The organism is Streptomyces sp. 4N509B, from assembly GCF_052245655.1.
In the GTDB taxonomy this organism is placed as follows: domain Bacteria; phylum Actinomycetota; class Actinomycetes; order Streptomycetales; family Streptomycetaceae; genus Streptomyces.
The window spans coordinates 85,367-107,351 of sequence record NZ_JBQQBZ010000024.1 but is presented as its reverse complement, the minus strand read 5'-3'; the positions used below and the strand labels follow the sequence as shown (position 1 = coordinate 107,351).

The window sequence follows — 21,985 nt, the reverse complement described above, 5'->3', positions numbered from 1 at the left end:
TCGGCACCGGCAGGCACCAGCAGTCCCTTCAGCACCACCCCACCCGCACCAGGAGGCGGCGATGGGCTTCGACAACCCACCCATCCCCTGGCGGACGTTCGAACGCCGGCTCTCGTGGCGAACGGGACCGGACGCGGACACGGGCGCGGAGACGGACGCGGGAGGGGAGGCGGAGCGGGAGCACCCCCGCCCCGCGCCCCGCCCCGCGCGGCGCCCCACCCCCCGGCCGCCCCGGCCGGGCGGCGCCCCGTTCCCGTGGGCCGAGCTGCACTGCCACTCCGCCTACAGCTTCCTCGACGGCGCCAGCGACCCCGAGGCCCTCGTCGCCGAGGCGGTCAGGCTCGGCGTCGAGACCATCGGTGTCACGGACCACGACGGCCTGTACGGGGCGGCGCGCCTGGCCCAGGCCGCCCGGGACGCGAAGGAGCTCCACGGCGCCGACATCGGGACCGTCTTCGGCGCGGAGCTCGGCCTCGGCCCCGCCCCGACGGGCGGCTCCGGGACCTCGCGGCAGCAGCAGCGGCCGCAGCAGCGCCGCCGCACCGGCGTCCCCGACCCGCGCGACGACCACCTGCTCGTCCTCGCCCGCGACCCCGAGGGCTACGCCGCCCTGGCCGGCGCGATCACGGCCGCGCAGCTGCGCGGCGGCAAGGGCAACCCGCTCTACGACCTCGCCGAGCTGGCCGCGAGCCCCGGCAGCCGCGGCGGCCACTGGGCGGTCCTCACCGGCTGCCGCAAGGGCCGCGTCCGCGCCGCCCTCGCCGCCGACGGCCCCCGGGCGGCCGAGGCCGAGCTGCGGCGGCTGGTCGACGCGTTCGGCCGCGACCACGTCCACGTCGAGCTGATCGACCACCGCCAGCCCCTCGACGACGCCCACAACGACGCGCTCGCCACGCTCGCCCGACGCGTCGGCGTCGGCGTCGTCGCCTCCAACAACGTCCACCACGCCCGCCCCGCCGACGCCCACCTCGCGCAGGTCCTCGCGGCCGTCCGCGCCCGCCGGGGCCTTGAGGACATGGTCGGCTGGCTGCCCGTCGCGGGCACCGCCTACCTGCGCTCCGGCGCCGAGATGGCCGCCCGCCTGGCCCGCTACCCCGGCGTGCGGGAGGCCACCGCCGAGCTCGGCCGGGCCTGCGCGTTCGACCTGCGCCTGGTCGCCCCCGAGCTGCCGCCGCGCCGCCTGGGCGAGGGCCACACCGACGCGAGCTGGCTGCGCCACGAGGTGGAGCGCGGCGCCGAGGAACGCTACGGCCCGCGCGGCCCGGCCACCGCCCACGTCTACGCCCAGCTCGACCACGAGCTCGGCGTCATCGAACGCCTCGGCTTCCCCGGCTACTTCCTGATCGTCCACGAGATCGTCGAGTTCTGCCGCGCGAAGGGCATCCTCGCCCAGGGCCGCGGCTCGGCGGCCAACTCCGCCGTCTGCTACGCCCTCGGCATCACCGCCGTGGACCCGGTGCGCCACCGCCTCCTCTTCGAACGCTTCCTCTCCGACGCCCGCGAGGGCCCGCCCGACATCGACATCGACATCGCCAACAACCGCCGCGAGGAGGTGATCCAGCACGTCTACGACACCTACGGCCGCGACCGCGCCGCCATGGTCGCGAACGTCAACACCTACCGCCCCAAGATGGCCATCCGCGACGCCGCCCGCGCCCTCGGCCACAGCCCGGGACAGGCCGACGCCTGGACCCGTCGCGTCGAGCACCGCCTCGGCCCCGACGTCGGCCCGCGCGGCGAGAAGACCCCCGCCCGGCCGCTGCCGGCCGGTTCCCCTCCCGGCCGGCGGGAGCCGCGCGAGGACGAGCTGCTGCCCGAGCCGTTGGCCGGCGTCGTCCAGCGGATGCTGCGCCTGCCCCGCCACCTGTCCATCCACTCCGGCGGCATGGTGCTGGCCGACCGCCCCGTCGGCGAGGTCTGCCCGGTCGAGTGGGCCACGATGCCGGGCCGCAGCGTGCTCCAGTGGGACAAGGACGACTGCGCCTTCGCCGGCCTCGTCAAGTTCGACCTGCTGGGCCTCGGCATGCTCGCCGCCCTGTCCGACGCGTTCGACCTGCTCCGCGCCCACCACGACCTCGACCTCGGCCTGCACACCGTCCCCGCCGAGGACCCGGCCGTCTACGACATGCTCTGCGACGCCGACTCGGTCGGCGTCTTCCAGGTCGAGTCCCGCGCCCAGATGTCCACCCTGCCCAGGCTCAGGCCCCGCCGCTTCTACGACCTGGTCATCGAGGTCGCCCTGATCCGCCCGGGCCCGATCCAGGGCGGCTCGGTCCACCCGTACCTGCGCCGCGCCAGCGGCCGGGAACCGGTGACGTACCCGCACCGGCTGATGCGGCCGGCGCTGGAACGCACCCTCGGCGTCCCCCTCTTCCAGGAGCAGATGATGCAGCTGGCCATCGACTGCGCCGGCTTCACCCCCAAGGACGCCGACGAGCTGCGGCAGGCCATGAGCTCCAAGCGCTCCCCCGAGCGGATCGAGCGCCTCCGCGACCGCCTGATGTCCGGCATGGCCGCCCACGCCATCCCGCCCGACGTCGCCGAGGACATCTACGCCAAGCTCTTCGGCTTCGCCTCCTACGGCTTCCCCGAGTCCCACGCGTACTCGTTCGCCCACCTCGTCTACGCCAGCGCCTGGCTCAAGCGCCACCACCCGGCCGCCTTCACCGCCGCCCTGCTGAACAACCAGCCCATGGGCTTCTACGCGCCGCAGAGCCTCATCGCCGACGCCCGCCGCCACGGGGTGCGGACGCTGGGCGTCGACGTCAACGCCAGCGCCGCCCACGCCACCCTCGAAGGCCCGCCGCTGCCCGTCACCAGCGACCACCCGCACGCCCCCACCGCGACCCCCCAGCCCGCGATCCGCATGGGCCTGGCCACCGTCCGCACCGTCGGCGCCGACCTCGCCCGCGCCATCGCCGCCGGCCGCCCGTACGACGACCTCGACGACCTCGTCCACCGCGTCCACATCCCGCGCCCCGCGCTGGAGGCGCTGGCCACGGCCGGCGCGTTCGGCTGCTTCGGCCTCGACCGGCGCGCCGCGCAGTGGGCCGCCGCCGCCCTCGCCGGCACCACCCCCGACCACCTGCCGGGCACCACCCCCGGCACGGCGGCGCCCTCCCCCGCACCCTCAGCCGCGCCCTCGCCCGCGCCCGCCCCCGTGCCCGCGATGACCCCGCCGGAACAGACCCTCGCGGACCTGTGGTCCACCGGCTCCTCCCCCGACAGCCACCCGGTCCAGCACGTCCGGCCCCACCTCGACGCGTTGGGCGCCGTCCCGGCCGGCCGCCTCCCCCACACCCCGCCCGGCGGCCCCGTCCTCGTCGGCGGCCTGGTGACCCACCGCCAGCGCCCGCCGACGGCCCACGGCGTGGTCTTCATGACCATCGAGGACGAGACGGGCATGATCAACGCCATCTGCCCGCCCACCACCTGGGACCGCCACCGCGCCACGGCCCTGGACTCCTCGGCCCTCCTCCTGGCGGGCACGGTCGAACGCCAGGACGGCGCCACCAACCTCCTCGTCCACGACATGGCCCCGCTGGACGTCTCCGGCAGCATCCCGAGCCGGAACTTCCACTGAGGCCCAGGAGCGTCAGTAGGGGTAGCGGGCCTTGACGATCTTCACTTCCCTCACTTCCCTGTCGTCGGCCCGGTGGACGAGACGGTGCTCGTCGTCGATCCGACGCGAGCAGTAGACCGAGAGGTCCCCCTTCCGCGGGCCGACCCCCAGGCCGCCAGATGTGGCCACAGAAAAGTGACACCTTTGATCCATGACTGCCCTCAACGACCACGCCGTGGGGCTCCGGGAGCTGCGGCACCGGACCAGTGAGGTGCTGGCGCGCGTCCGCCATGGCGAGACGATCGACGTCACCGAGTACGGCCGTCTGGTGGCACGGATCGTCCCTGTGGAGGAGCGGGAGCCCACTCCCGTTCTGGATCGTCTCGCGGCCGAAGGGAGGGTTCGCCCCGCGGCACGCCCCGGATTCCGGCCGCGGATGCGCACCGGGGAGGGTGACGACCGCCTGGGAGAGGCGCTCAGGGATCTGCGCGAGGAAGAGCGCTGGTGAGCCTGTACTACGTCGACACCTCCGCAGCGCTGAAGCTTCTGGTGGAGGAGAAACATTCGAGGGCGTTCGCGGACTTCTACGACCAGGCCACGGGCGCGACCTGGGTCAGCTCGGCCCTCCTGCGCATCGAGATGATGCGAGCGGTCACGAGAGCGTTCCCCGCCGTCCTGCCCGAGGCGCGCGAACTGCTGCTCGCCTTCGAGTTCGTCACGATCGAGGACGACATCGTGGACGTGGTCATGAACGAACCCGACCGCATGCTGCGCTCGTTCGACGCGATCCATCTCGCCACCGCCCGGGTTCTCCGCCCCGACCTCACCGGCCTGGTCACCTATGACGACCGACTCGCCGCGACCGCCGAGGACGCCGGCTTCACGGTCGTCAGCCCTCGCGACTGACGGGCTCGCGTTCCAGCGCCACCCGGCCGTCCTCGGCCTCCTTCTCTGGCCCCGTCCCCGTCAGCTCGCGACACCGAGACCGTCCAGGCGGACACGCTGGGCCGGCGACAGCCGGAGCGACTCGGCGGCCAGGTTCTCCGCCAGGTGGTCGGCCCGGGAGGTGCCCGGGATCGGGAGGATCACCGGGGAGTGTCCGAGCAGCCAGGCGAGCGCCACCTGCGTCGGGGTGGCGTCGAGCTCGGCCGCCACGGCGGCGACCTCCGCCCTCGCCCCGGCGTCCCCCCAGGCGACGGTGCGCCACGGCAGGAACGCGATGCCCGCCGCCTCGCAGGCCGCGAGCACGGGCTCGTGTGCGCGGTCCAGCAGGTTGTAGCGGTTCTGCACGCTGGCGATCTCGACGACCTCACGGGCCCGCGCGAGTTCGTCGACGGTGACCTCCGAGAGCCCGATCCGGCCGATCTTTCCCTCGTCGCGCAGCTCCCGCAGCGCGCCGAGCTGCTCGGCCAGCGGCGTGTCGGGGTCGACGCGGTGCAGCTGGAGCAGTTCGATCCGCTCGACGCGCAGCCGGCGCAACGCCTGCTCGACCTGCTCGCGCAGCACGGCCGGCCGCCCGTCGAACCGCCAGTCGCCGCCGGGGCCCGTGCGGGCGACGCCGACCTTGGTGGTGATCAGCAGCTCGTCGGGATACGGGTGGAGGGCCTCCGCCAGGAGTTCCTCGTTGGCTCCCCCGTCGCCGTACAGGTACGCCGTGTCGATGAGCGTGACGCCCAGCTCGACGGCCCGCCGGGCGACGGCGAGGGAGCGCTCACGGTCCGGGCCCGGCTCCGCCGACAGGTGCATGGCCCCGAACCCGAGCCGTCGTACCTCCAGGTCGCCACCGACGCGGAAGGTGGTTGATGTCATGCGTGTCTCCGGCCTTCTCGTGGAGGGCCAGGCTACGGAACCGCGGCGGGAGGGGGCGGCGGAGGCGTCCGGCCGTCGCGCTGGCCGTAAACGTGCCGCGGGAGGTCGCTCGGGAGGTGACGGGTGGTGATCGGCTTCCTCCGGGAACGTTGCGGCTGCTGCGCGGTCATGGTGCGGTGATCCTAGGCGTCCGTCGCGAGGCGGGCGTGGAGTTCCACGTCGTGGCGGAGGCCGTCGTAGGCCAGCTTCTGGCGTTGGAGGCCCTCGACGGCGAAGCCGGCGGCGCGGGCGACGGCGCAGGAGGCGGGGTTGTTGACGCGGTGGCCGAGTTCGAGACGGAAGAGGCCCGCGTCGGCGAAGGCCCAGCCGGCCAGGGCGCGGCAGCCGTGGGTGGCGACGCCCCGGCCGCGGGCGGCGGGCGTCGTCCAGTACGAGACCCAGCCGGTGGCGTGGCGGCGGTTCACCGAGCCGACGCAGACCTGGCCGACGACGTGGTCACCGTCGACGACGGCGAAGGAGTAGGCGGTGTCGGTGTCCCACTGGATGGTGCGGGCGGCGATCCAGTGTTCCGCGGCTCGGAGGGAGTCGACGGGCTCGGCGGACTGCCGGGACATGAGGGGGTCGCTGAAGGCCGTCAGGACGGCGGCGGCGTCGGCGGGGCGCCAACGGCGGAGCAGCAGACCGGCGGGGGCGGGGACGGGGATGGGAATGGGGACGGGGACGGTTTCGCGCACGACGGGAGTCTGCCGCGCCGGGTCACACCGACACGTACCGGGTCACGTGGTACGGGTCACGCCGCGCCGGCCAGACGGCACCGCCACGCGGTACCGTCACCCCGTGGTGTTCGACCCGAGCGATCCCGCCTTCCTCGCCGATCCGTACCCGACCTTCGCCGCGCTGCGCGAACGCGGCGGCGTGCACTGGCACGCCGGCCTCGGCATGCCCGTCGCGGTGTCGCACGCCGCCTGCTCGCGGGTGCTGCGCGACCGGTCCGCCGGGCGGATCTGGGTCGACAGGGAGCCGGCCGCCGCGTTCCCCGCGTTCAACATGCTGCACCGCAACTCCCTGCTGGAGAACGAACCGCCCCGCCACACCCGGCTGCGGCGGCTCGTGTCGGCGGCGTTCGGGCGCGGGCACACCGAGCGGCTGCGGCCCTGGGTGCGGTCGCTGGCCGACCGCATGGTCGCCGACCTCGCCGCCGCCATCGCCGCCGACGGCCGGGCCGACCTGCTCACCCACCTGGCGGCGCCGCTGCCGGTCGAGGTGATCGCGCAGCTGCTGGGCATCCCGGCGGAGGATCGACCGCGGCTCCAGCCATGGTCCAACGCGATCGTCAAGATGTATGAGTACGGACTGCCGGCGGAGGGCGCGGCGGCAGCCGAGCGGGCGGCGGCCGAGTTCGTCGAGTGTCTGCGCGCACTCGCCGCCGCCCGTACCCGCGACCCCCGCGAGCCCGGCGAGGACCTGATCAGCGACCTGGTCGCGGTCAGGGACGGCGGCGACCGGCTGAGCGACGACGAGCTGGTCGGCACGGCGGTGCTGCTGCTGATGGCCGGCCACGAGGCCACGGTCAACGTGATCGGCAACGGGGTGCTCGCGCTGCTGCGCCACCGCGAGCAGTGGGAGCGGCTGGTCGCCGACCCCGAGGGGCTGGCCGACACGGCCGTCGAGGAGCTGATCCGCTTCGACGCGCCGCTCCAGCTCTTCGAACGGACCGCCACGGCGCCCACGGCGGTGGACGGTCACGAGCTGGCGCCGGGCCAGAAGATCGCCGTGCTGCTGGGGGCGGCGGCCCGCGACCCTGCCGTCTTCGACCGGCCCGACGCCCTCGACGTGGGCCGGTCGCCCAATCCGCACCTGGGCTTCGGGGCCGGCATCCACTACTGCGTGGGGGCGCCGCTGGCCCGCGTGGAGATCGCCGCCGCGCTGACGGCGCTGGTGACGCGGCTGCCGGGGCTGCGCCTGGCGGTGGAGGACCCGCCGCGCCGGCCGGAGTTCGTGATGCGGGGGCTGCGGGAGCTTCCCGTCACCGCGTAGGGCGCCGTGCGGTCTCGCCACGTGGGCGAGCGGTGCCGCCGCACGGGCACGGTCGCCGCGTAGGCGTTCCGTCACGAAGGGCGCACGGGTGTCGGGTGGGGCGGGGTGATTCCCCGACACCCGTCTGATGACCGCCCCGCCTGGCCCGTGCCACCGTTTGGTGTCATGGGTTACCCCCTCGATCCCGAACTGGCGGCGGCCGCCGCCATGATGGCCGAGGTCGACATCACCGACCCGGCCGTCGCCCGCGCGTCCCAGGCCGCCGAACTCGCGGTGGCGCTCCCCGAGATCGACGCGCACGGCGTCGAGGTGGAGGAGGTGCGGGCCGTCGGCCCCCGGGCCCGGCTGGCGGCGAGTCGGCCGACGCCGGCCGACGCGGCGGTGGACGCGACGGTGGACGCGGCGCGGGTCCCCGCCGGAGGGCCCCGCGACGGCTGGGGCCTGGGGCTACCTCCCGCTTGCGGGGGAGCGTCGCGCGGCGGAGGGCAGTCCTCGGACGGTGGAGCGGTGGGGGTTCCCCCGGCCCCTGAGGGGTCGTGGACGTCCGTGCGCGCGCCCGACGAGCCGGCGCTGCTCCCCCGCAAGCCGGGGGTGCCCCCAGGCCCCGCCCCTCGCGGGGCCCGCCTCAACGCCCACGCCGGCACCGCCGCCCACGCCGGCACCGGCACGTTGGCGGGCCCGGGCCCCGAGCCGGGACCCGAGCCCGACGCCGTCGAGGTGAGGCTGCGGATCTACCGGCCGCGCGGCGTGCCCGGCCCGTTGCCGGCGGTCTACGGCATCCACGGCGGCGGCTTCGTCCTCGGCTCGCCCGACGTCGACCACGCCACCAACCTCCGCTTCTGCCGCGAGCTGCCCGCCGTCGTCGTCTCCGTCGACTACCGCCTCGCCCCCGAACACCCCTTCCCGGCCCCGCTGCTGGACTGCTACGCCGGCCTGTGCTGGCTCGCGGAGCACGCGGAGGAGCTGGGGGTGCTGCCCGAACGGATCGCCCTGTGGGGCGACAGCGCGGGCGCGGGGCTCGCGGCCGGCGTGGCGTTGCTCGCCCGCGACCTCGGCGGCCCGCCGATCCACCACCAGCACCTGCACAGCCCGGCGCTGGACGACCGGCTGACGACGCACAGCGCGAGGGTCTTCACCGACACCCCGGTGTGGAACCGGCGCAACGCCCGCCTGAGCTGGGACGCCTACCTCGGCCCCGGCGTGCCGGGCGGCGAGGACGTCTCGCCGTACGCGGCACCGGCGCGGGCCGCGGAGGAGGGCTCGCTGGCGGGTCTGCCGCCGGCGTTCGTCGCGGTGATGGAGTTCGATCCGCTGCGCGACGAGGGCCTGGCGTACGCGAGGGCGCTCGGCGCCGCCGGGGTGCCGACCGAGCTGCGGTTCTACCCGGGCACGTTCCACGGCAGCTGGGGGATCGAGCACGCGGCGATCGCCCAGCGGATCGCGGCCGAAGGGCTCGCGGCGCTACGGACCGGGCTGAGCCCGTGAGCACGGCCCCGAGCACCGAACGCCACGCCCACCCGGCCAGCCGCCCGTCCAGCCAACCGACCAGACAACCGGAGAGCCGCACCGCGAGCCGCCTCGGCGCGGCACGCACCTCCACGGGCCGCGCCGCGCACGAGCGCCGCGACCCCACGCACCGCCACCACACGCACCGCCACCACTCCCGGTGCCACCGCACGCGATGCCACGACGCCCGCCGGTGCCACGACGCCCGGCGTCACGCGCCGCCCGCGGCCGACAGCCGCCAGGCGTACAGGGCCATGTGGGCCCGCAGCCGGTCCGGCGGCTCCGTCAGGCGCCAGCCCAGCGCCGTCTCCACCCCCGCGAGCCGCGCGGCCACGGAGCTGTGGTGCAGGTGGAGGGCCGCGGCGGCCTGGCGCAGCGAGCCCGTCCGGCAGAACGCGGCCAGCGCCGCGATGCTGAGCTCGCCGCCGTCCCTGGCGGCCAGCTCCGCGAGGGCCCGCACGCCCGGCTCGGACCGCAGGCGTTCCGGTGGCACCTCGGCGAGCAGGGTGAGCGGCCCGAGTTCGTCGTGGTCCACGACCGCCTCGCCCGCGGCGACCTCGGCGGGGCCACCGGCCGCGGCGAACCGCAGCGCGGTCCTGGCCTGCGCCCACGAGACGCATGCGCGGTCCGGCGGCACGCTGCCGCCGACACCGACGCAGAAACGGATCTGCCGGGGGTACGGACGATCGCCACCCGGCAGGTGCTCACGGACCCGCTCGGTCACCACCGCCCGCAGCTCCGCCGCCAGACCGTCCGTGCCGCCGCCGCACGGCGGCCGGTCAGGTTCCTTCCCCGGCGGTCCTTCCCCTGGCAGCGGTGCCGGTGACTGAACGAGCGCGGCGGCCAACGCGCCGACGGCGGCCACCCGGGTCGCCGCGGCCTGGCCGCTGCGGGCCATCAGCGTCACGGCCTCCACCCCGGCGTTGGCTCCGACGTCCGACCCCGAGCCCGCGTCCGACCCCGCGCCAGCAGCCGGCCCGGGATCGACGCCCGCGACGGCGACGACGCGGAGCGGCCGTTCGGGGTGGAGTCCGAGCAGGCGCAGGGCCCGGGTCCGGTCCTCGATCGCCTCGCGCTCGGAGAGCACCAACTCCACGAGCGCCGGATCGGCCGCCTGGGGCGACGGACCGGTCCGGCCCGGCCCTCCGGCCTGGGTTCCCACCTCGGCCGCGATGGCCATCCACTCCAGCACGAGCGCGTCGAACGGGCCCGCCGCGGCCTTCCGTTCCAGCCAGACCCGACCGCCCGACCTGGTCCCGACCTCGCCCGAGGTCCGTCCGGGAGCGCCGGCGAGGGCGACTCCGTCGGGCCCGAACCGCACCCGTCGACCGTCGGGGAGTTCGAGTCCCGCGGGGCACTGGGCCAGGCCGGCGGTCGACCGCACGAGCACCACGGGTTCGACCACGCCACCGCCCAGCAGGGCCTGGAAGTGGGCGATCACCCGGAACGCGGCGGCGGCGTCCGCGTCGAGTGAGGACAACCGCAGGAGCAGACCCTTCACGATCCCCAGTCTAGAAAGGGCATGACATGTCCACCACCAGAGCCGCACTACCCCCACAACCCCCGCGCACACCTTCAGAACCCACACGCCCCGCGCGCCGACTCCGCACCGCGTTGGCCACGGTGCTGGGCGCGCTGCTCCCCCTGCTGGCAGCGCTCTTCGCCGGCGCCCCGAGCGCGCAGGCGGCACAGCTGGTGCAGATCAACAACTTCGGGAACAACCCCACCAACCTGTCGATGCACCTGTACGTCCCCGACCAGGTGCAGGACCCGGCTCCCGTGCTGCTCGCGGTGCACTACTGCACCGGCTCGGGCCCGGCGTTCTACTCGGGCACCGAGTTCGCCCGCCTGGCCGACCAGCACGGCTTCATCGTCATCTACCCCTCCGCCACCCGCAGCGGCCAGTGCTTCGACGTCTCCTCGCCCCAGGCGCTGCGGCGTGACGGCGGCAGCGACCCCGTCGGCCTGCGCTCGATGATCTCCTACGTCGAGCAGAACCACGCCGTCGACCCCGAGCGGATCTTCGTCACCGGCGCCTCCTCCGGCGCGATGATGACCAACGTCATGCTCGGGCTCTACCCCGACGTGTTCGCGGCCGGCGCCTCGTTCGCGGGCGTGCCGTTCGGCTGCTTCGGCACGACCGACGGCTCCTCGTGGAACAGCCAGTGCTCCAGCGGGCAGCGCGTCCACAGCGCCCAGCAGTGGGGCGACATGGTGCGGAGCGCCTACCCCGGCTACAGCGGCGAGCGCCCGCGCGTCCAGCTGTGGCACGGCACCAACGACACCACCCTCCACTACAACAACTTCAACGAGGCCATCAAGCAGTGGACCAACGTCCACGGCCTGAGCCAGACCCCGGACTTCTCCGACCAGCCGAACGGCTGGAACCGCACCCGCTACGGCGGCACCGGCGGCCAGGCCACCATCGAGGCGATCAGCCTCCCGAACGTCGGCCACAACCTGCCGATGGGCGGCCAGGCCGCCGAGGCGATCCGCTTCTTCGGCCTCGACCAGCCGACCGGCGAGGACCCCGGTGAGGACCCCGGCGAGGAGCCGGGCCAGCAGCCGGGCGAGGGCGTGCGCGTCATGCCGCTGGGCGACTCGATCACCGACGGCTTCAACGTGCCGGGCGGGTACCGCGTCGACCTGTGGCAGGACTTCCAGGCCGGCGGCCACGACGTCGACTTCGTCGGCTCGATGGTCAACGGCCCCAGCAGCCTCGGCGACCGGGACCACGAGGGCCACTCGGGCTGGACGATCCAACAGATCGACCAGAACATCACGAACTGGCTCACCACCCACGACCCCGACACGATCCTGCTGCACATCGGCACCAACGACATCTACGGCAGCGACCCGAACGGCGCGCCCGCGCGGCTGGCGACCCTCGTCGACCGCATCACGGCGCAGGCACCCGACACCCACCTGTTCGTGTCGACGATCACGCCGCTCGGCTTCTTCAACGACCGCGTGCAGGCGTTCAACTCCCAGGTCCCCGGCATCGTCAACGCCGCGGCGGCCGAGGGCGCGAACGTCCACCTGGTCGACAACTACAGCGCACTGACCACGGCCGACCTCGCCGACGGCGTCCACCCGAACGCCACCGGCTACAGCAAGATGGCCGACGTCTGGTACGAGGCGCTGCTCTCGGTCCCCGGCGCGCTCGGTTAGCCAGCCGGACACGGCGGGTGCGGTCCGAGGGCCACCGGCCCCGGGCCTCGGGCCGCACCACGGCCGGCCGGTCGGGCGCCACGTCGTGCCCGACCGGCCGCCCACCCAGCGGCGTGCGCGGGTCCTCCGCCCCCGATCACGGGCCCGCGCACGCTTCGGACGCGGCGTGCGCGTCGGGCGCCGGTCAGCCGAAGGCCCGGACCAGCACCTCCCGCAGCCCGCCGACGTCCCGGTAGTGGTGCGCGGCGAGCCCGGCGGCTCGGGCGGCCTCGACGTGGCCGGCGGTGTCGTCGACGAAGAGGCACCGCTCCGGCTTCGCCCCCACCCGCTCGGCCGCGACGTGGAAGACCCGGGGGTCCGGCTTGGCGACGCCGACGCGCGAGGTGTTGACGACGGCGTCGAAGGCGTCGGTCAGCCCCAGCGCCGCGAGGTCGTCCTCAAGCCTGGTGGTGGCGTTGGAGACCAACACGACGGGAACGCGCCGACGGACCCCCCGCAGCAGCTCCAGCACCTCCGCGTCCACCCGTCCGGGCACGGCCGACCACTGCCGCACCAGCTCCCCGGCGACCTCCGGCGCACCACACGCCTCGGCGAGGTCGGCCGCCACCCGGGCCCGCCAGCGCTCGTCCGACATCCGCCCCGTGACCGCCGCCTCCAGCAGCGCGGGCCGGAACGCGGCGGCGGCGAGGGTCCCCTCGGCCAGTCCGTGGGCGCGGTCGAGCGCCGTCATCGCCTCCGGGTCCCACAGGCGCACCACGCCGTCCAGGTCGCACAGGACGGCGTCGAGGGGAGAGTCAAGGGGGGATTCGCTCATGCGTACGCATGATGCCACCGGGGCTCGCCGCTCGGGCCGGCCGGCGCCTCACGGAAGGCCCTCACGGAAGGCCCCACGGGAGGCCCCACGGGAGGCTTTCGCGGAAAGGCCCTCACAGGAAGGCGTGGCCCTCACCCCGGTACGTCGGGGCCTCGTCGACGACGCGCTCGCCGTCGACCAGGTGCAGGGTGGTGACGCGCTCCGCCAGTTCGCCGGCCTTGGCGTGACGGAACCAGACGCGGTCCCCGACGCGCAGGCCGTCCGCCGCCCGGCCCAGTAGCGGCGTCTGCACCTCGCCGGCGCCCTCCGCGCCCCGGTAGCGCAGCCCGGCGGGGTGGACCGGCAGCGGCAGGCGGTCGCGGCCCGGGGTGCCGGAGGCGACCCAGCCGCCGCCGAGGACGGTGGCGACGCCGGGCGCGGGCCGGCGGACCACGGGCAGCGCGAAGTAGGCGGCCGGGCGGGGGCGGAAGGCGCGGTAGGCGTCGAACAGCGCCGGGCCGTAGAGGCCGGAGCCGGCGGCCGTCTCGGTGACGGCCGGCTCGGCGGCGGTCAGCTCGACGCTGCCGGTGCCGCCGCCGTTGACGAACTCCAGCTCCGCCACCGACCGCACGGCCGCGACGGCTTCGGCCCTGCGTCGCCGCAGCTCGGCGACGGAGGCACGGCGCACGGCGCGGACGGCCAGGCCGCGCAGCGGCGCGCCCGGCGGGGCGTCGCCGACGCCGGCGGTCTGCGCCTCGTACGCCATGAGCCCCACCAGCCGGAACTCCGGGCACCGGACCACGGCCCGCGCCAGGGCGAGGGCCTGCTCCGGGCTGTGGACCGGGGAGCGGCGCGCTCCCAGGTGGACGCGCCCGCGCAGCAGCCGCAGCGAGGCGTCCAGTTCCAGGCAGAGGCGCAGCGGCCTGGCCGGGCTCGGCCGGGCGGCGCGTCGGAGGAGGTCGAGGTGGTCGGGCGAGTCGACCATCAGCGTGACGCGGGCGGCGAGCGCGTCGTCGGCCGCCAGGCGCCGCAGCGCCGCACGGTCGCTCGTGGGGTAGGCGACGAGGAGGTCGTCGGCGGGCGGGTGCCGCTCGGCGAGCCAGAGCGCCTCGGGGAGCGTGAAGGCCAGCACGCCGGCGAAGCCGGGCAGGCGCAGGGCCCGCGCCAGCAGGGCGCGGCAGCGGACCGACTTGCTCGCGAGGCGCACCGGCTTGCCGCCCGCGCGCCGCGTGAGGCTCGCGGCGTTGGCGTCGAACGCGGCGAGGTCCACGACGGCGAACGGCGGTTCGAGGTGGGCGGTGGCCCGCGCCAGCCGCGCGAAGACCCCGCCGCCCGCGTCCCCGTCCCTGTCGGCATGCCTGTCGGCGTCCCTGCCCCGGGTGGCGTCACTCATGGTGAGGCTCACCGTAACGGTGACACCCGACAGGCGGAACGGTCGTGCGTTGACGTTGACCTCGCTGGTCACGGCCGTGACACTTGCCGCTCATGACGGCGACCCCGGCGGACAGACCCGACACAACGGACGCGACGGCGGACACCGCGCGGGACACTGCTGCGGCCCCGCCCGCCCCGCCCACCGTCTGGCGGAACTGGGCCAGGACCCAGACCGCCCACCCCGCCCGGGTCGAACGCCCCACGAACGCCGACGAGCTGTCCGCCGTCGTCCGACGCGCCGTGGCGGACGGCCTGCGCGTCAAGGCCGTCGGCAGCGGCCACTCCTTCACGGGCGTGGCCGTCACCGACGGCGTGCTGGTGCGGATGGACGCGATGGCCCGCCCCGTGTCCGTCGACCGGGACACCGGCCTCGTCACCGTCGAGGCCGGCATGACGTTGCGCCGCCTCAACGAGCTGCTGGCCGCCCACGAGCTCGCGATGACGAACCTCGGCGACATCGACCGTCAGACCGTCTCCGGCGCGATCTCCACCGGCACCCACGGCACCGGCGCCCGCTCCCCGAGCCTGGCCGCGCAGGTGCGGGCGCTGGAGCTGGTGACGGCCGACGGCTCGCTCGTGCGCTGCGACGCCGACACCCGGCCCGAGTTGTTCGCCGCCGCCCGCGTCGGCCTGGGCGCGCTCGGCGTGCTGACCCGGGTCACCCTCCAGTGCGAGGCCGCGTTCGCGCTGCACGCCGTCGAGACCCCGGCGCGGCTGGAGACGGTGCTCGCCGGGTTGGAGCGGCTGCTGGCGGAGAACGAGCACGTCGAGTTCTTCTGGTTCCCGCACACGGACCGGACGCTGACGAAGCGGAACAACCGGCTGCCGCCCGGCGCCACACCCCACCCGCTCGGCCGCGCCCGCGCCTGGTTCGAGGACGAGTTCCTCTCCAACACCGCCTTCGCCGCCCTCAACCGCATCGGCGCCGCCCTCCCCCGCGCCATCCCCCGCCTCAACGCGTTCGCCGGCCGCGCCCTGTCACCCCGCTCCTACAGCACCGACTCCCACCGCGTGTTCGTCTCGCCGCGCCGCGTCGTCTTCCGCGAGATGGAGTACGCCGTGCCGCGCGAGGCGGTCACGGAGGTGGTGCGGGCGATCGGCCGCTGGCTGGAGCTGAGCGGCGAACGCGTCGCGTTCCCCGTCGAGGTGCGCTTCGGCCCGGCGGAGGACCTGTGGCTGTCCACCGCCCACGGGCGGGACACGGCCTACGTGGCGGTCCACCAGTACCAGCGGCGGCCCTACGAGCGGTACTTCCGGGCGGTCGCCGGGATCGCCGACGCCGTCGGCGGCCGACCCCACTGGGGGAAGCTGCACTACCTCACCGCCGAGACGCTCCGCCCCCGCTACCCGCGCTTCGACGACTTCCTGCGGGTGCGCGACGAGCTCGACCCGGCGGGCGTCTTCGCCAACGACCACCTCGACCGCGTGCTCGGGCCGGCTCGCGGGGCCGCCACGCGGTAGGCCGGGCGCCCAACGCCCACGCCGGTCAGTGAAGCCGGCCGAAACCGAGAGGGGGAGAACCGGCTCGCCGGTTCGACGGCGTCCTGACTGCGGCCCGGCCAGCCAGCGTTGCTACCCTGTCGCGGGTGACCATGTCCAAGGTTCGCGTCCGATTCGCTCCGTCACCCACCGGTATGTTCCACGTCGGCGGGGCCCGATCCGCCCTGTACAACTGGGTGATCGCCCGGAACAACGGTGGCCGTTTCGTGCTCCGCGTCGAGGACACGGATGCCGAGCGAAACCGTCCGGAGTGGACAGAGGGAATCCTGCGGGCACTCGCGGCGATCGGTATCGACGAACGCGACCCGACGTTCGAGGGCCCCTATTTCCAGTCGCAGAACGCCGACCGGCACCGCGAGGTGGCCCTCCGGCTGTTCACCGAGCAGGCCGCGTACTACTGCGACTGCACGCGGAGTCAGGTGGTCGAGCGCACCGGTTCGGAACAGCGCGGCTATGACGGATACTGCGCTGACCGAGGGCTGGACTTCATTCCGGGCCGGGCGCTCCGGTTCCGCACACCACAGGACGGTGTCACCACGGTTGTCGACCTCGTCCGTGGCGAGACCTCGTTCCCCAACGCGGCGATGGAGGATTTCGTCATCGCCCGTGGCGACGGATCCCCGGTCTTCGTCCTCGCCAACGTCGTCGACGACGTCGACCAGCGCGTCACCCATGTCATCAGGGGCGAGGAGCACCTGTCGAACACCCCCAAACAGCAGTTGCTCTGGGAGGCCCTCGGCGCCACTCCGCCGGTGTGGGGCCACCTGCCGGTGATCGTGAACGAGAAGCGGCAGAAGCTCTCGAAGCGCCGGGACAAGGTCGCGCTGGAGTCCTATCTCGCTGAGGGCTACCTGCCCGAGGCGATGATCAACTACCTGATGCTGCTGGGGTGGGGGCCCAAGGACGACGTCGAGGTCCGGCCCTTCGCCGAGTTGGCGGAGCTCTTCCGGATCGAGGAGGTGACGTCGTCCTCGGCGTTCTTCGACGTCAAGAAGCTCGCGGCCATCAACGCCGGGTACATCCGCGCTCTCGGGCCGGCGGAGTTCGTCCGGGCCTGCGAACCGTGGTTGAGGGCCCCGGCCGCGCCGTGGCGGGACGACGCGTTCGACCACGCCGTCTTCGCCGAGGTCGCGGAACTGGCTCAGACGCGGATCACGGTCCTCAGCGACATCACCAGGAACGTCGACTTCCTCTTCCTCGACGAGCCCGCGATCGACGAGGTCGCCTGGGCGAAGACCATGGGAGAGAGCGCCGCGGGGCTGCTCGCCGACGTCCACAAGCGACTGACGGACGTCGCGTGGGAGGCTGACGCGATCAAGGAAGCGATCAGCGAGGTCGGTACGGCGCACGGCCTCAAGCTCGGGAAGGCTCAGGCACCGGTCCGGGTCGCGGTGACCGGGCGTACGGTCGGGCTGCCCCTGTTCGAGTCGTTGCAGGTCCTCGGCCGTGAACGGGTGCTGGCCCGCACGGGTGCGGCGCTGGCGAAGCTCGCCTGAGAGGCGGTGGCGCACCCGGGCCGCCCTGGTGGGCGTCCGGGTGGACCGGGCGGGCCCAGCGTCAGAGCAGAGCCAGCCGGACCGCCTCCCGAAGTCCGGACACCACGGGTGCGCCGGTGCCGCGAAGGGTGACGAACCCGTCGAAGCCGGCGGTGTGCAGGACACAGGCCGTGCCGACCGACCGGGCAGCACTCGCGTCGTCGGCGACGTCGCCGACGACCAGGATCTCCTCGCGTGCCAGGCCGGGGACGGACGCCTGGAGCCGCTCGACGTGGCGGGCGAGGTGCGCGCGCTTGGGCCCGCCCGGGGGACCGGTCCGGCCATCGACCCGGACGAAGTACTCCTCGACGCCGAGTTCCCGGACGAAGGGGACCAGCAGCTCGTGGCCCCACATGGAGAGCACCGACTGCGTGCGGAGGCGCCCGGACGTCGTCCGCGACGCCGCCCAGAGGTCCAGGGCGTCCAGAGCGTCCGGTGCGAGGGAGAAGTCGCGCATGATCGCGACGTAGGCCTTCTCGAATCCGGCGTCGAGGGTCCGGCATTCCGCCTGGTCCACCGGGCGGCCGACCACTCGCTCGTAGAAGGCCGCGGTCGGCCTCGCGAAGTGCTGCGCGAAGCGCTCCGGAGTCACACCCTCGAAGCCGGCGGCGCGCATCGAGATGTCGTTCGCGCGAATGATGGCCTCGCGATCGTCGAAGAGTGTCCCGTTCCAGTCCCAGACGATATGGCGGATCGAGCCGAACCGAGAGCCTTCAGGCATTGACATGTGTTCATCCGATTCCGGTGGACCTGATGAGGAACGAAAATCCAGCCGAGATCCGCAGGGCATGAAATAATGGCTCGGAATCTCGACGGGCAACCGCCGCTGCTGCGGCCTCTGTTAAGGAATCAGTATCATGGCGACACTCTATGTGGTTTCCTGCGGCGGATACCCTGCCCAACAGGTCCCGGAATTCTCCGAGCGCATGATGCGCAGGGGTTGGCAAGTGTGCGTGATCGGCACACCGTCCGGCATGGGGTTTCTCGACGTCGCGGAGATCGAGGAACTGACCGGCTATCCCGTCCGGTCCCAGTACAAGCGACCTGGCGCCCCGGACGTACTGCCCTCCCCGGACGCCATCGTTGTCGCCCCAGCCACCTTCAACACGATCAACAAGTGGGCCAACGGAATATCCGACACCCTTGCCCTCGGCCTGGTCAACGAGGCGATGGGAAGGGGCTGCCCGTCGTCGCCGCCCCCTGGCCGAATCGGGCACTGGCCAGGCATCCCGCCTTCGCCAGGAGTGTGGACCTGCTCTCCTCCGCCGGAGTGCGGTTCGTCCTCGACCCGGACCGGCTCCCCGACACCACGCCCGGGAACCACGGCAACGCCACCTTCCCGTGGGACGAGGTGGCCGCCGCGCTGCTGGAGCACCGCGACGTGCCGGCGCCGGTGGCCGGGGCCGACTGACCCGGCCCTGCCGCGGCCGGTGGTCACACCGTCTCCAGGTACCCGGCCGTCCCGGTCCGTCGCGCCGCGTCGATCGCTTCGAGTCGACGCCAGGAGCGCCCGTCCATGCCCTGCCGCCAGTCAGCCAGGCACCTCGTCTGCCACTCGCTGTGCTCGGCCGGGTCGAGGACGATCCGGCCGAGCGTCGCGGCGGTGAGAATCCCGCCGTCGAAGACCAGGCCGATCCGGCTGTGCGGCCAGTCGGCCCGGGGAGCGACGAAGTGCGTGAGCAGAAGCGGTCGCGGACCGTCCACGGCCAGACCCGTCTCCTCCCGACACTCCCGGACCGCCGTCTCCCAGGGGGTCTCACCCGGGTCCATGTGCCCGCCGGGGATCTGCCAGAGGCCGGGGTTGATCGACGACCGCAGTTGGAAGGGCCGGCCCTCCTCGTCGGTGAGGTACAGACAGGCGTGGGCTGTCGCCTTCGGCAGGCGGCGGAAGAACTCCTCGTCCGACATCCGTGTGGCCACAGTCGGGAACTCCCTCACAGCGGGGAACGCGTCGGTTCACGGCTGGATCTGGAACTTGTAACCCAGGCCGCCGGTCCGGAACATGTCCAGCGCACCGGCGTACTCGCCGAGGTCCAGCCGGTGGGTGATGTAGATCTTCGGATCGACCACCCCGTTGGCGAAGAGCCGCGCGGCCCGCTCGAAGTTCTCGTGGAGCTCGACCATCGACCCCGTGACGGTGATCTCCTTGTTGTAGATCCGGTAGGGGTCGATCAGGACGCGTGCCGCGCGGTTGGTCACGCCGAACTGCAGGAACGTGCCACCCGGGGCGACCCGGGTGATGCCGTCCTCGATCGCCCGGTCGTTGCCGGTGCAGTCCACCACGACGTCCCAGCCGCGTCCGTTGTCGAACTCGTCGGGGCGGGTCGCGGTGGCGGTGCACCCCACGATGCTCGCCACGCCCAACCGCTCCGTGTTGGTGTCGACGACGTCGACCCGTGAGGCCCCGCTCAGCTTTCCGAGCTCGAGCATCATGAGCCCCATGGTGCCGGCACCGTAGATCAGCACGCTCACGCCCACCCGCGACGTCAGGACGTCGTACCCACGGATCGCCGACGAGAGCGGTTCGATCAGGCAGGCGTCCTCCAGCCGGACGGAGTCGTGCACGGGCACACAGTTCGCCGCCGGGACGGCCGCGTACTCGGCGGCTCCGCCGGAAACCGTCACACCGATCGCCGACCAGCGCTCGCACAGGTTGTTCCGGCCCTGTCGGCAGGCCGGACACTCGTGGCACCAGAGATACGGGTAGACGGCGACCCGCGACCCGATCCCGAAGTCGGTGACCCCGGAACCCACGGCGACGACCTCACCGGCGAACTCGTGCCCCGGGACCAGGGGCAGGGTGGGCGCGTACTCGCCGTCGAGGACCCGAAGGTCGATGCTGCACACACCCGTCGCGGCGACCTTGACCACGACCTCGCCCGGCCCGGGGGTGGCGTCGGCGACGGTGACTGTCTCGACGACCCCGGGCTGGGGGATGACAACGGCTCTCATGATGCGTTCTCCCATCGCGTGCCGCCCTCGCCGGGCGGCCTGGTCCGGTTCTCGGTATCGGCGGGCGTGGTGGGGACCAGCGAGCGCAGCCGTTCCCCGACGACGGCGGCGCCCAGCGTGCCGGCCACCTCGTGGAGGTCGGGGCCGGCGGTGCTGCCGGTCAGCGCGACCCGGACCACCCGGGTCACCGCGGTGCGCGCGGCGCGAGCCCCCGCCCTACCAGGTGTGTCCTGATGGTCCTCCGCGATCCGCCAGAGCCCGGCGTACCACTCCTCCGCGGACCCGAGCGGCAGTTCGGCCACCGCCGAGGCGATGGCGCCCACCCGGTCGGGGGCGACGCCCAAACGCTCGTCGTCCGCCCCGTCCGGGGCCACGAACAGTCCAGGCAGGGCGAAGCCGTAGACCGAGCGGAACTCGGACCAGCACGCCAGGTCACGCCTGACGGAGGTGGTGTTGGCGCGCCGCAGGGCGAGCACCGCCCTGGCCTGGCGGTTCGCCGTGCGCAGAACGTCGGCGAGCTCCGTGTCGTGGATGGCGGCCCAGTCCTCGACGGCCTGCAGGACTTCCTCGTCGGAGAGGTCCGCGACGAACTGCGCGCACTTCTTCCGGAGATCCGACAGCTCCATCGTCGGCTGCGCCCGCACGCACTCCTCAAGGCGCAGCCACCTCGTTCGCGCCTGGGCGACGGTGAGGTCGGCCAGCGACGGGTTGTACAGTCCGCGCAGGTAGTGGCGGACGGCCTCGGCGGGGTAGCCCTGGGACTGGAAGTACACGACGAGCGCGTCCGGGTCCTTCTTCCCGGACAGCCGCCGACGGTGGTCGCCGTCCCGCCGCATCAGCGAGGCGATGTGCGCGTACCGCACCTGCTCGAACCCCATCACCCGGTTCAGTTCGATGTGCAGCGGGGTGGACGGGATCCACTCCTCACCGCGGACGACGAGGTTGACCTGCATGAGGTGGTCGTCGACGATGTGCGCGAAGTGGTAGGTGGGCAGCCAGTCGGACCGGTCGGACGCCTTGAGGATCACCACGTCGTTGTAGTAGGCCTCGCACTCGACCTCACCGCGCACCACGTCCCTGAAGCCGAAGCGCTGCCCGACCGGGTTCTCCGACCGGTACCGGAGGACGTAGGGCGTACCGGCGTCGAGTTGCGCGTGCACCCGTGCGGCTGGCGCGTCGCGCCACACGGCCCACTCGCCGTGGTATCCGATCGGTTCTCTGGCCGCGGCCTGCCGGTCGGCGATGGCCCTGAGTTCGGCACGGGTGGTGAAGCAGGGGTAGGCGAGCCCGCGGCGCAGCAGCGTCCGGACGTAGGAGCGGTAGATCTCGGCGCGGTTCGACTGGCGGTAGGGGCCGAAGAGGGCGCCGTTCGCGTCGGTCTCGTCCGACTCCAGGCCGAGGTAGGCGAGCGCTCCGTCGAGCGCGGCGAGCGCGCCGGGCACCTCACGCTCGCCGTCGGTGTCCTCGATGCGGACGATGTAGACGCCACCGGTGGAGTAGGCGGCCTGTTGGGAGATCAGCGCGATGTTCGCCGCCGCCAGGGACAGGTGCTTGCCGAAGCTGGGGCCGAAGCGGGTGACGTAGGCCCCCTCGGGGAGGTCGCGCCGGGGGAAGGCCGAGTCCCAGACGTCGGTTTCCTGATCGTCCTCCGGGATGAGCCGGTTGATCAGTGTGTCGTCCATGGGT

18 protein-coding genes and 2 pseudogenes are annotated in these 21,985 nt (G+C 73.8%); 10 read left to right on the top strand and 10 right to left on the bottom strand.

Going from position 1 to position 21,985, the window contains the following annotated elements:
• Nucleotides 1–61: 61 nt before the first annotated feature.
• Nucleotides 62–3,583 carry an error-prone DNA polymerase gene (locus ACTWP5_RS21505; protein WP_443222675.1) on the top strand — a complete coding sequence of 1,174 codons (3,522 nt, stop codon included), beginning with the start codon at nucleotides 62–64 and terminating at the stop codon, nucleotides 3,581–3,583.
• A 12-nt stretch (nucleotides 3,584–3,595) separates the two neighbouring features.
• Here ACTWP5_RS21505 and ACTWP5_RS21500 read toward each other — a convergent pair.
• Nucleotides 3,596–3,730 (bottom strand): annotated as a pseudogene (locus ACTWP5_RS21500) (type II toxin-antitoxin system YoeB family toxin); the annotation flags it as partial.
• A gap of 43 nt (nucleotides 3,731–3,773) precedes the next feature.
• Between ACTWP5_RS21500 and ACTWP5_RS21495 the strand changes: the two are divergent.
• Together ACTWP5_RS21495 and ACTWP5_RS21490 are read left to right on the top strand one after the other, a co-directional pair.
• Complete coding sequence (locus ACTWP5_RS21495) at nucleotides 3,774–4,070, top strand: type II toxin-antitoxin system Phd/YefM family antitoxin (protein ID WP_443222674.1); 297 nt, start codon at nucleotides 3,774–3,776, stop codon at nucleotides 4,068–4,070.
• On the top strand, nucleotides 4,067–4,468 hold the full coding sequence (locus ACTWP5_RS21490) for a type II toxin-antitoxin system VapC family toxin (RefSeq protein WP_443222673.1): 402 nt from the start codon (nucleotides 4,067–4,069) through the stop codon (nucleotides 4,466–4,468). Before ACTWP5_RS21495 ends, ACTWP5_RS21490 begins: the two co-directional genes overlap by 4 nt.
• A 60-nt stretch (nucleotides 4,469–4,528) precedes the next feature.
• Here the strand turns inward: ACTWP5_RS21490 and ACTWP5_RS21485 are convergent, their stop codons facing one another.
• Complete coding sequence (locus tag ACTWP5_RS21485) at nucleotides 4,529–5,371, bottom strand: aldo/keto reductase (protein ID WP_443222672.1); 843 nt, start codon at nucleotides 5,369–5,371, stop codon at nucleotides 4,529–4,531.
• A gap of 182 nt (nucleotides 5,372–5,553) precedes the next feature.
• Complete coding sequence (locus tag ACTWP5_RS21480; RefSeq protein WP_443222671.1) at nucleotides 5,554–6,105, bottom strand: GNAT family N-acetyltransferase; 552 nt, start codon at nucleotides 6,103–6,105, stop codon at nucleotides 5,554–5,556.
• 103 nt (nucleotides 6,106–6,208) lie between these two features.
• Here ACTWP5_RS21480 and ACTWP5_RS21475 point away from each other — a divergent pair, with 103 nt between their 5' ends.
• Nucleotides 6,209–7,408, top strand: coding sequence for a cytochrome P450 (locus ACTWP5_RS21475; RefSeq protein WP_443222670.1), 1,200 nt, complete (start codon nucleotides 6,209–6,211; stop codon nucleotides 7,406–7,408).
• A 669-nt stretch (nucleotides 7,409–8,077) separates the two neighbouring features.
• The gene (locus ACTWP5_RS21470; protein ID WP_443222691.1) at nucleotides 8,078–8,893 is read left to right on the top strand and encodes an alpha/beta hydrolase; all 816 of its coding nucleotides are present in this window, start codon (nucleotides 8,078–8,080) and stop codon (nucleotides 8,891–8,893) included.
• Between the two features lie 232 nt (nucleotides 8,894–9,125).
• Here the strand turns inward: ACTWP5_RS21470 and ACTWP5_RS21465 are convergent, their stop codons facing one another.
• Nucleotides 9,126–10,415 carry a PucR family transcriptional regulator gene (locus ACTWP5_RS21465; protein ID WP_443222669.1) on the bottom strand — a complete coding sequence of 430 codons (1,290 nt, stop codon included), beginning with the start codon at nucleotides 10,413–10,415 and terminating at the stop codon, nucleotides 9,126–9,128.
• Between the two features lie 26 nt (nucleotides 10,416–10,441).
• On the opposite strand from ACTWP5_RS21465, the gene ACTWP5_RS21460 reads away from it, so the two are divergent.
• Complete coding sequence (locus ACTWP5_RS21460; protein ID WP_443222668.1) at nucleotides 10,442–12,085, top strand: extracellular catalytic domain type 1 short-chain-length polyhydroxyalkanoate depolymerase; 1,644 nt, start codon at nucleotides 10,442–10,444, stop codon at nucleotides 12,083–12,085.
• Between the two features lie 184 nt (nucleotides 12,086–12,269).
• Here the strand turns inward: ACTWP5_RS21460 and ACTWP5_RS21455 are convergent, their stop codons facing one another.
• On the bottom strand, nucleotides 12,270–12,899 hold the full coding sequence (locus ACTWP5_RS21455; protein ID WP_443222667.1) for an HAD-IA family hydrolase: 630 nt from the start codon (nucleotides 12,897–12,899) through the stop codon (nucleotides 12,270–12,272).
• Between the two features lie 112 nt (nucleotides 12,900–13,011).
• Nucleotides 13,012–14,271 carry an alanine racemase gene (locus ACTWP5_RS21450; protein ID WP_443222666.1) on the bottom strand — a complete coding sequence of 420 codons (1,260 nt, stop codon included), beginning with the start codon at nucleotides 14,269–14,271 and terminating at the stop codon, nucleotides 13,012–13,014.
• A 92-nt stretch (nucleotides 14,272–14,363) separates the two neighbouring features.
• On the opposite strand from ACTWP5_RS21450, the gene ACTWP5_RS21445 reads away from it, so the two are divergent.
• The gene (locus tag ACTWP5_RS21445) at nucleotides 14,364–15,773 is read left to right on the top strand and encodes a D-arabinono-1,4-lactone oxidase (RefSeq protein ID WP_443222665.1); all 1,410 of its coding nucleotides are present in this window, start codon (nucleotides 14,364–14,366) and stop codon (nucleotides 15,771–15,773) included.
• Nucleotides 15,774–15,946: 173 nt separating this feature from the next.
• A complete protein-coding gene (gene gltX, locus ACTWP5_RS21440) occupies nucleotides 15,947–17,308 on the top strand; it encodes a glutamate--tRNA ligase (protein ID WP_443222690.1) in 1,362 nt (453 codons plus the stop codon).
• Nucleotides 17,309–17,369: 61 nt separating this feature from the next.
• On the opposite strand, the gene ACTWP5_RS21435 is transcribed toward gltX, so the two are convergent.
• A complete protein-coding gene (locus ACTWP5_RS21435; protein ID WP_443222664.1) occupies nucleotides 17,370–18,167 on the bottom strand; it encodes an HAD family hydrolase in 798 nt (265 codons plus the stop codon).
• A gap of 37 nt (nucleotides 18,168–18,204) precedes the next feature.
• Between ACTWP5_RS21435 and ACTWP5_RS21430 the strand changes: the two are divergent.
• Together ACTWP5_RS21430 and ACTWP5_RS21425 are read left to right on the top strand one after the other, a co-directional pair.
• A pseudogene (locus ACTWP5_RS21430) lies at nucleotides 18,205–18,435 on the top strand (flavoprotein); the annotation flags it as partial.
• A gap of 158 nt (nucleotides 18,436–18,593) precedes the next feature.
• A complete protein-coding gene (locus tag ACTWP5_RS21425; protein WP_443222693.1) occupies nucleotides 18,594–18,758 on the top strand; it encodes a hypothetical protein in 165 nt (54 codons plus the stop codon).
• A 23-nt stretch (nucleotides 18,759–18,781) separates the two neighbouring features.
• On the opposite strand, the gene ACTWP5_RS21420 is transcribed toward ACTWP5_RS21425, so the two are convergent.
• From ACTWP5_RS21420 to ACTWP5_RS21410, 3 genes are read right to left on the bottom strand one after another with little or no spacing between them, the layout of a single operon-like run.
• Complete coding sequence (locus ACTWP5_RS21420; RefSeq protein ID WP_443222663.1) at nucleotides 18,782–19,267, bottom strand: NUDIX domain-containing protein; 486 nt, start codon at nucleotides 19,265–19,267, stop codon at nucleotides 18,782–18,784.
• A gap of 36 nt (nucleotides 19,268–19,303) precedes the next feature.
• Nucleotides 19,304–20,299, bottom strand: a complete 996-nt coding sequence (locus ACTWP5_RS21415) for a zinc-dependent alcohol dehydrogenase family protein (RefSeq protein ID WP_443222662.1) — start codon at nucleotides 20,297–20,299, stop codon at nucleotides 19,304–19,306.
• Entirely contained in the window at nucleotides 20,296–21,981 is a 1,686-nt protein-coding gene (locus tag ACTWP5_RS21410; RefSeq protein ID WP_443222661.1) for a glutamate--tRNA ligase, read from the bottom strand. Before ACTWP5_RS21410 ends, ACTWP5_RS21415 begins: the two co-directional genes overlap by 4 nt.
• Nucleotides 21,982–21,985 lie beyond the last annotated feature (4 nt).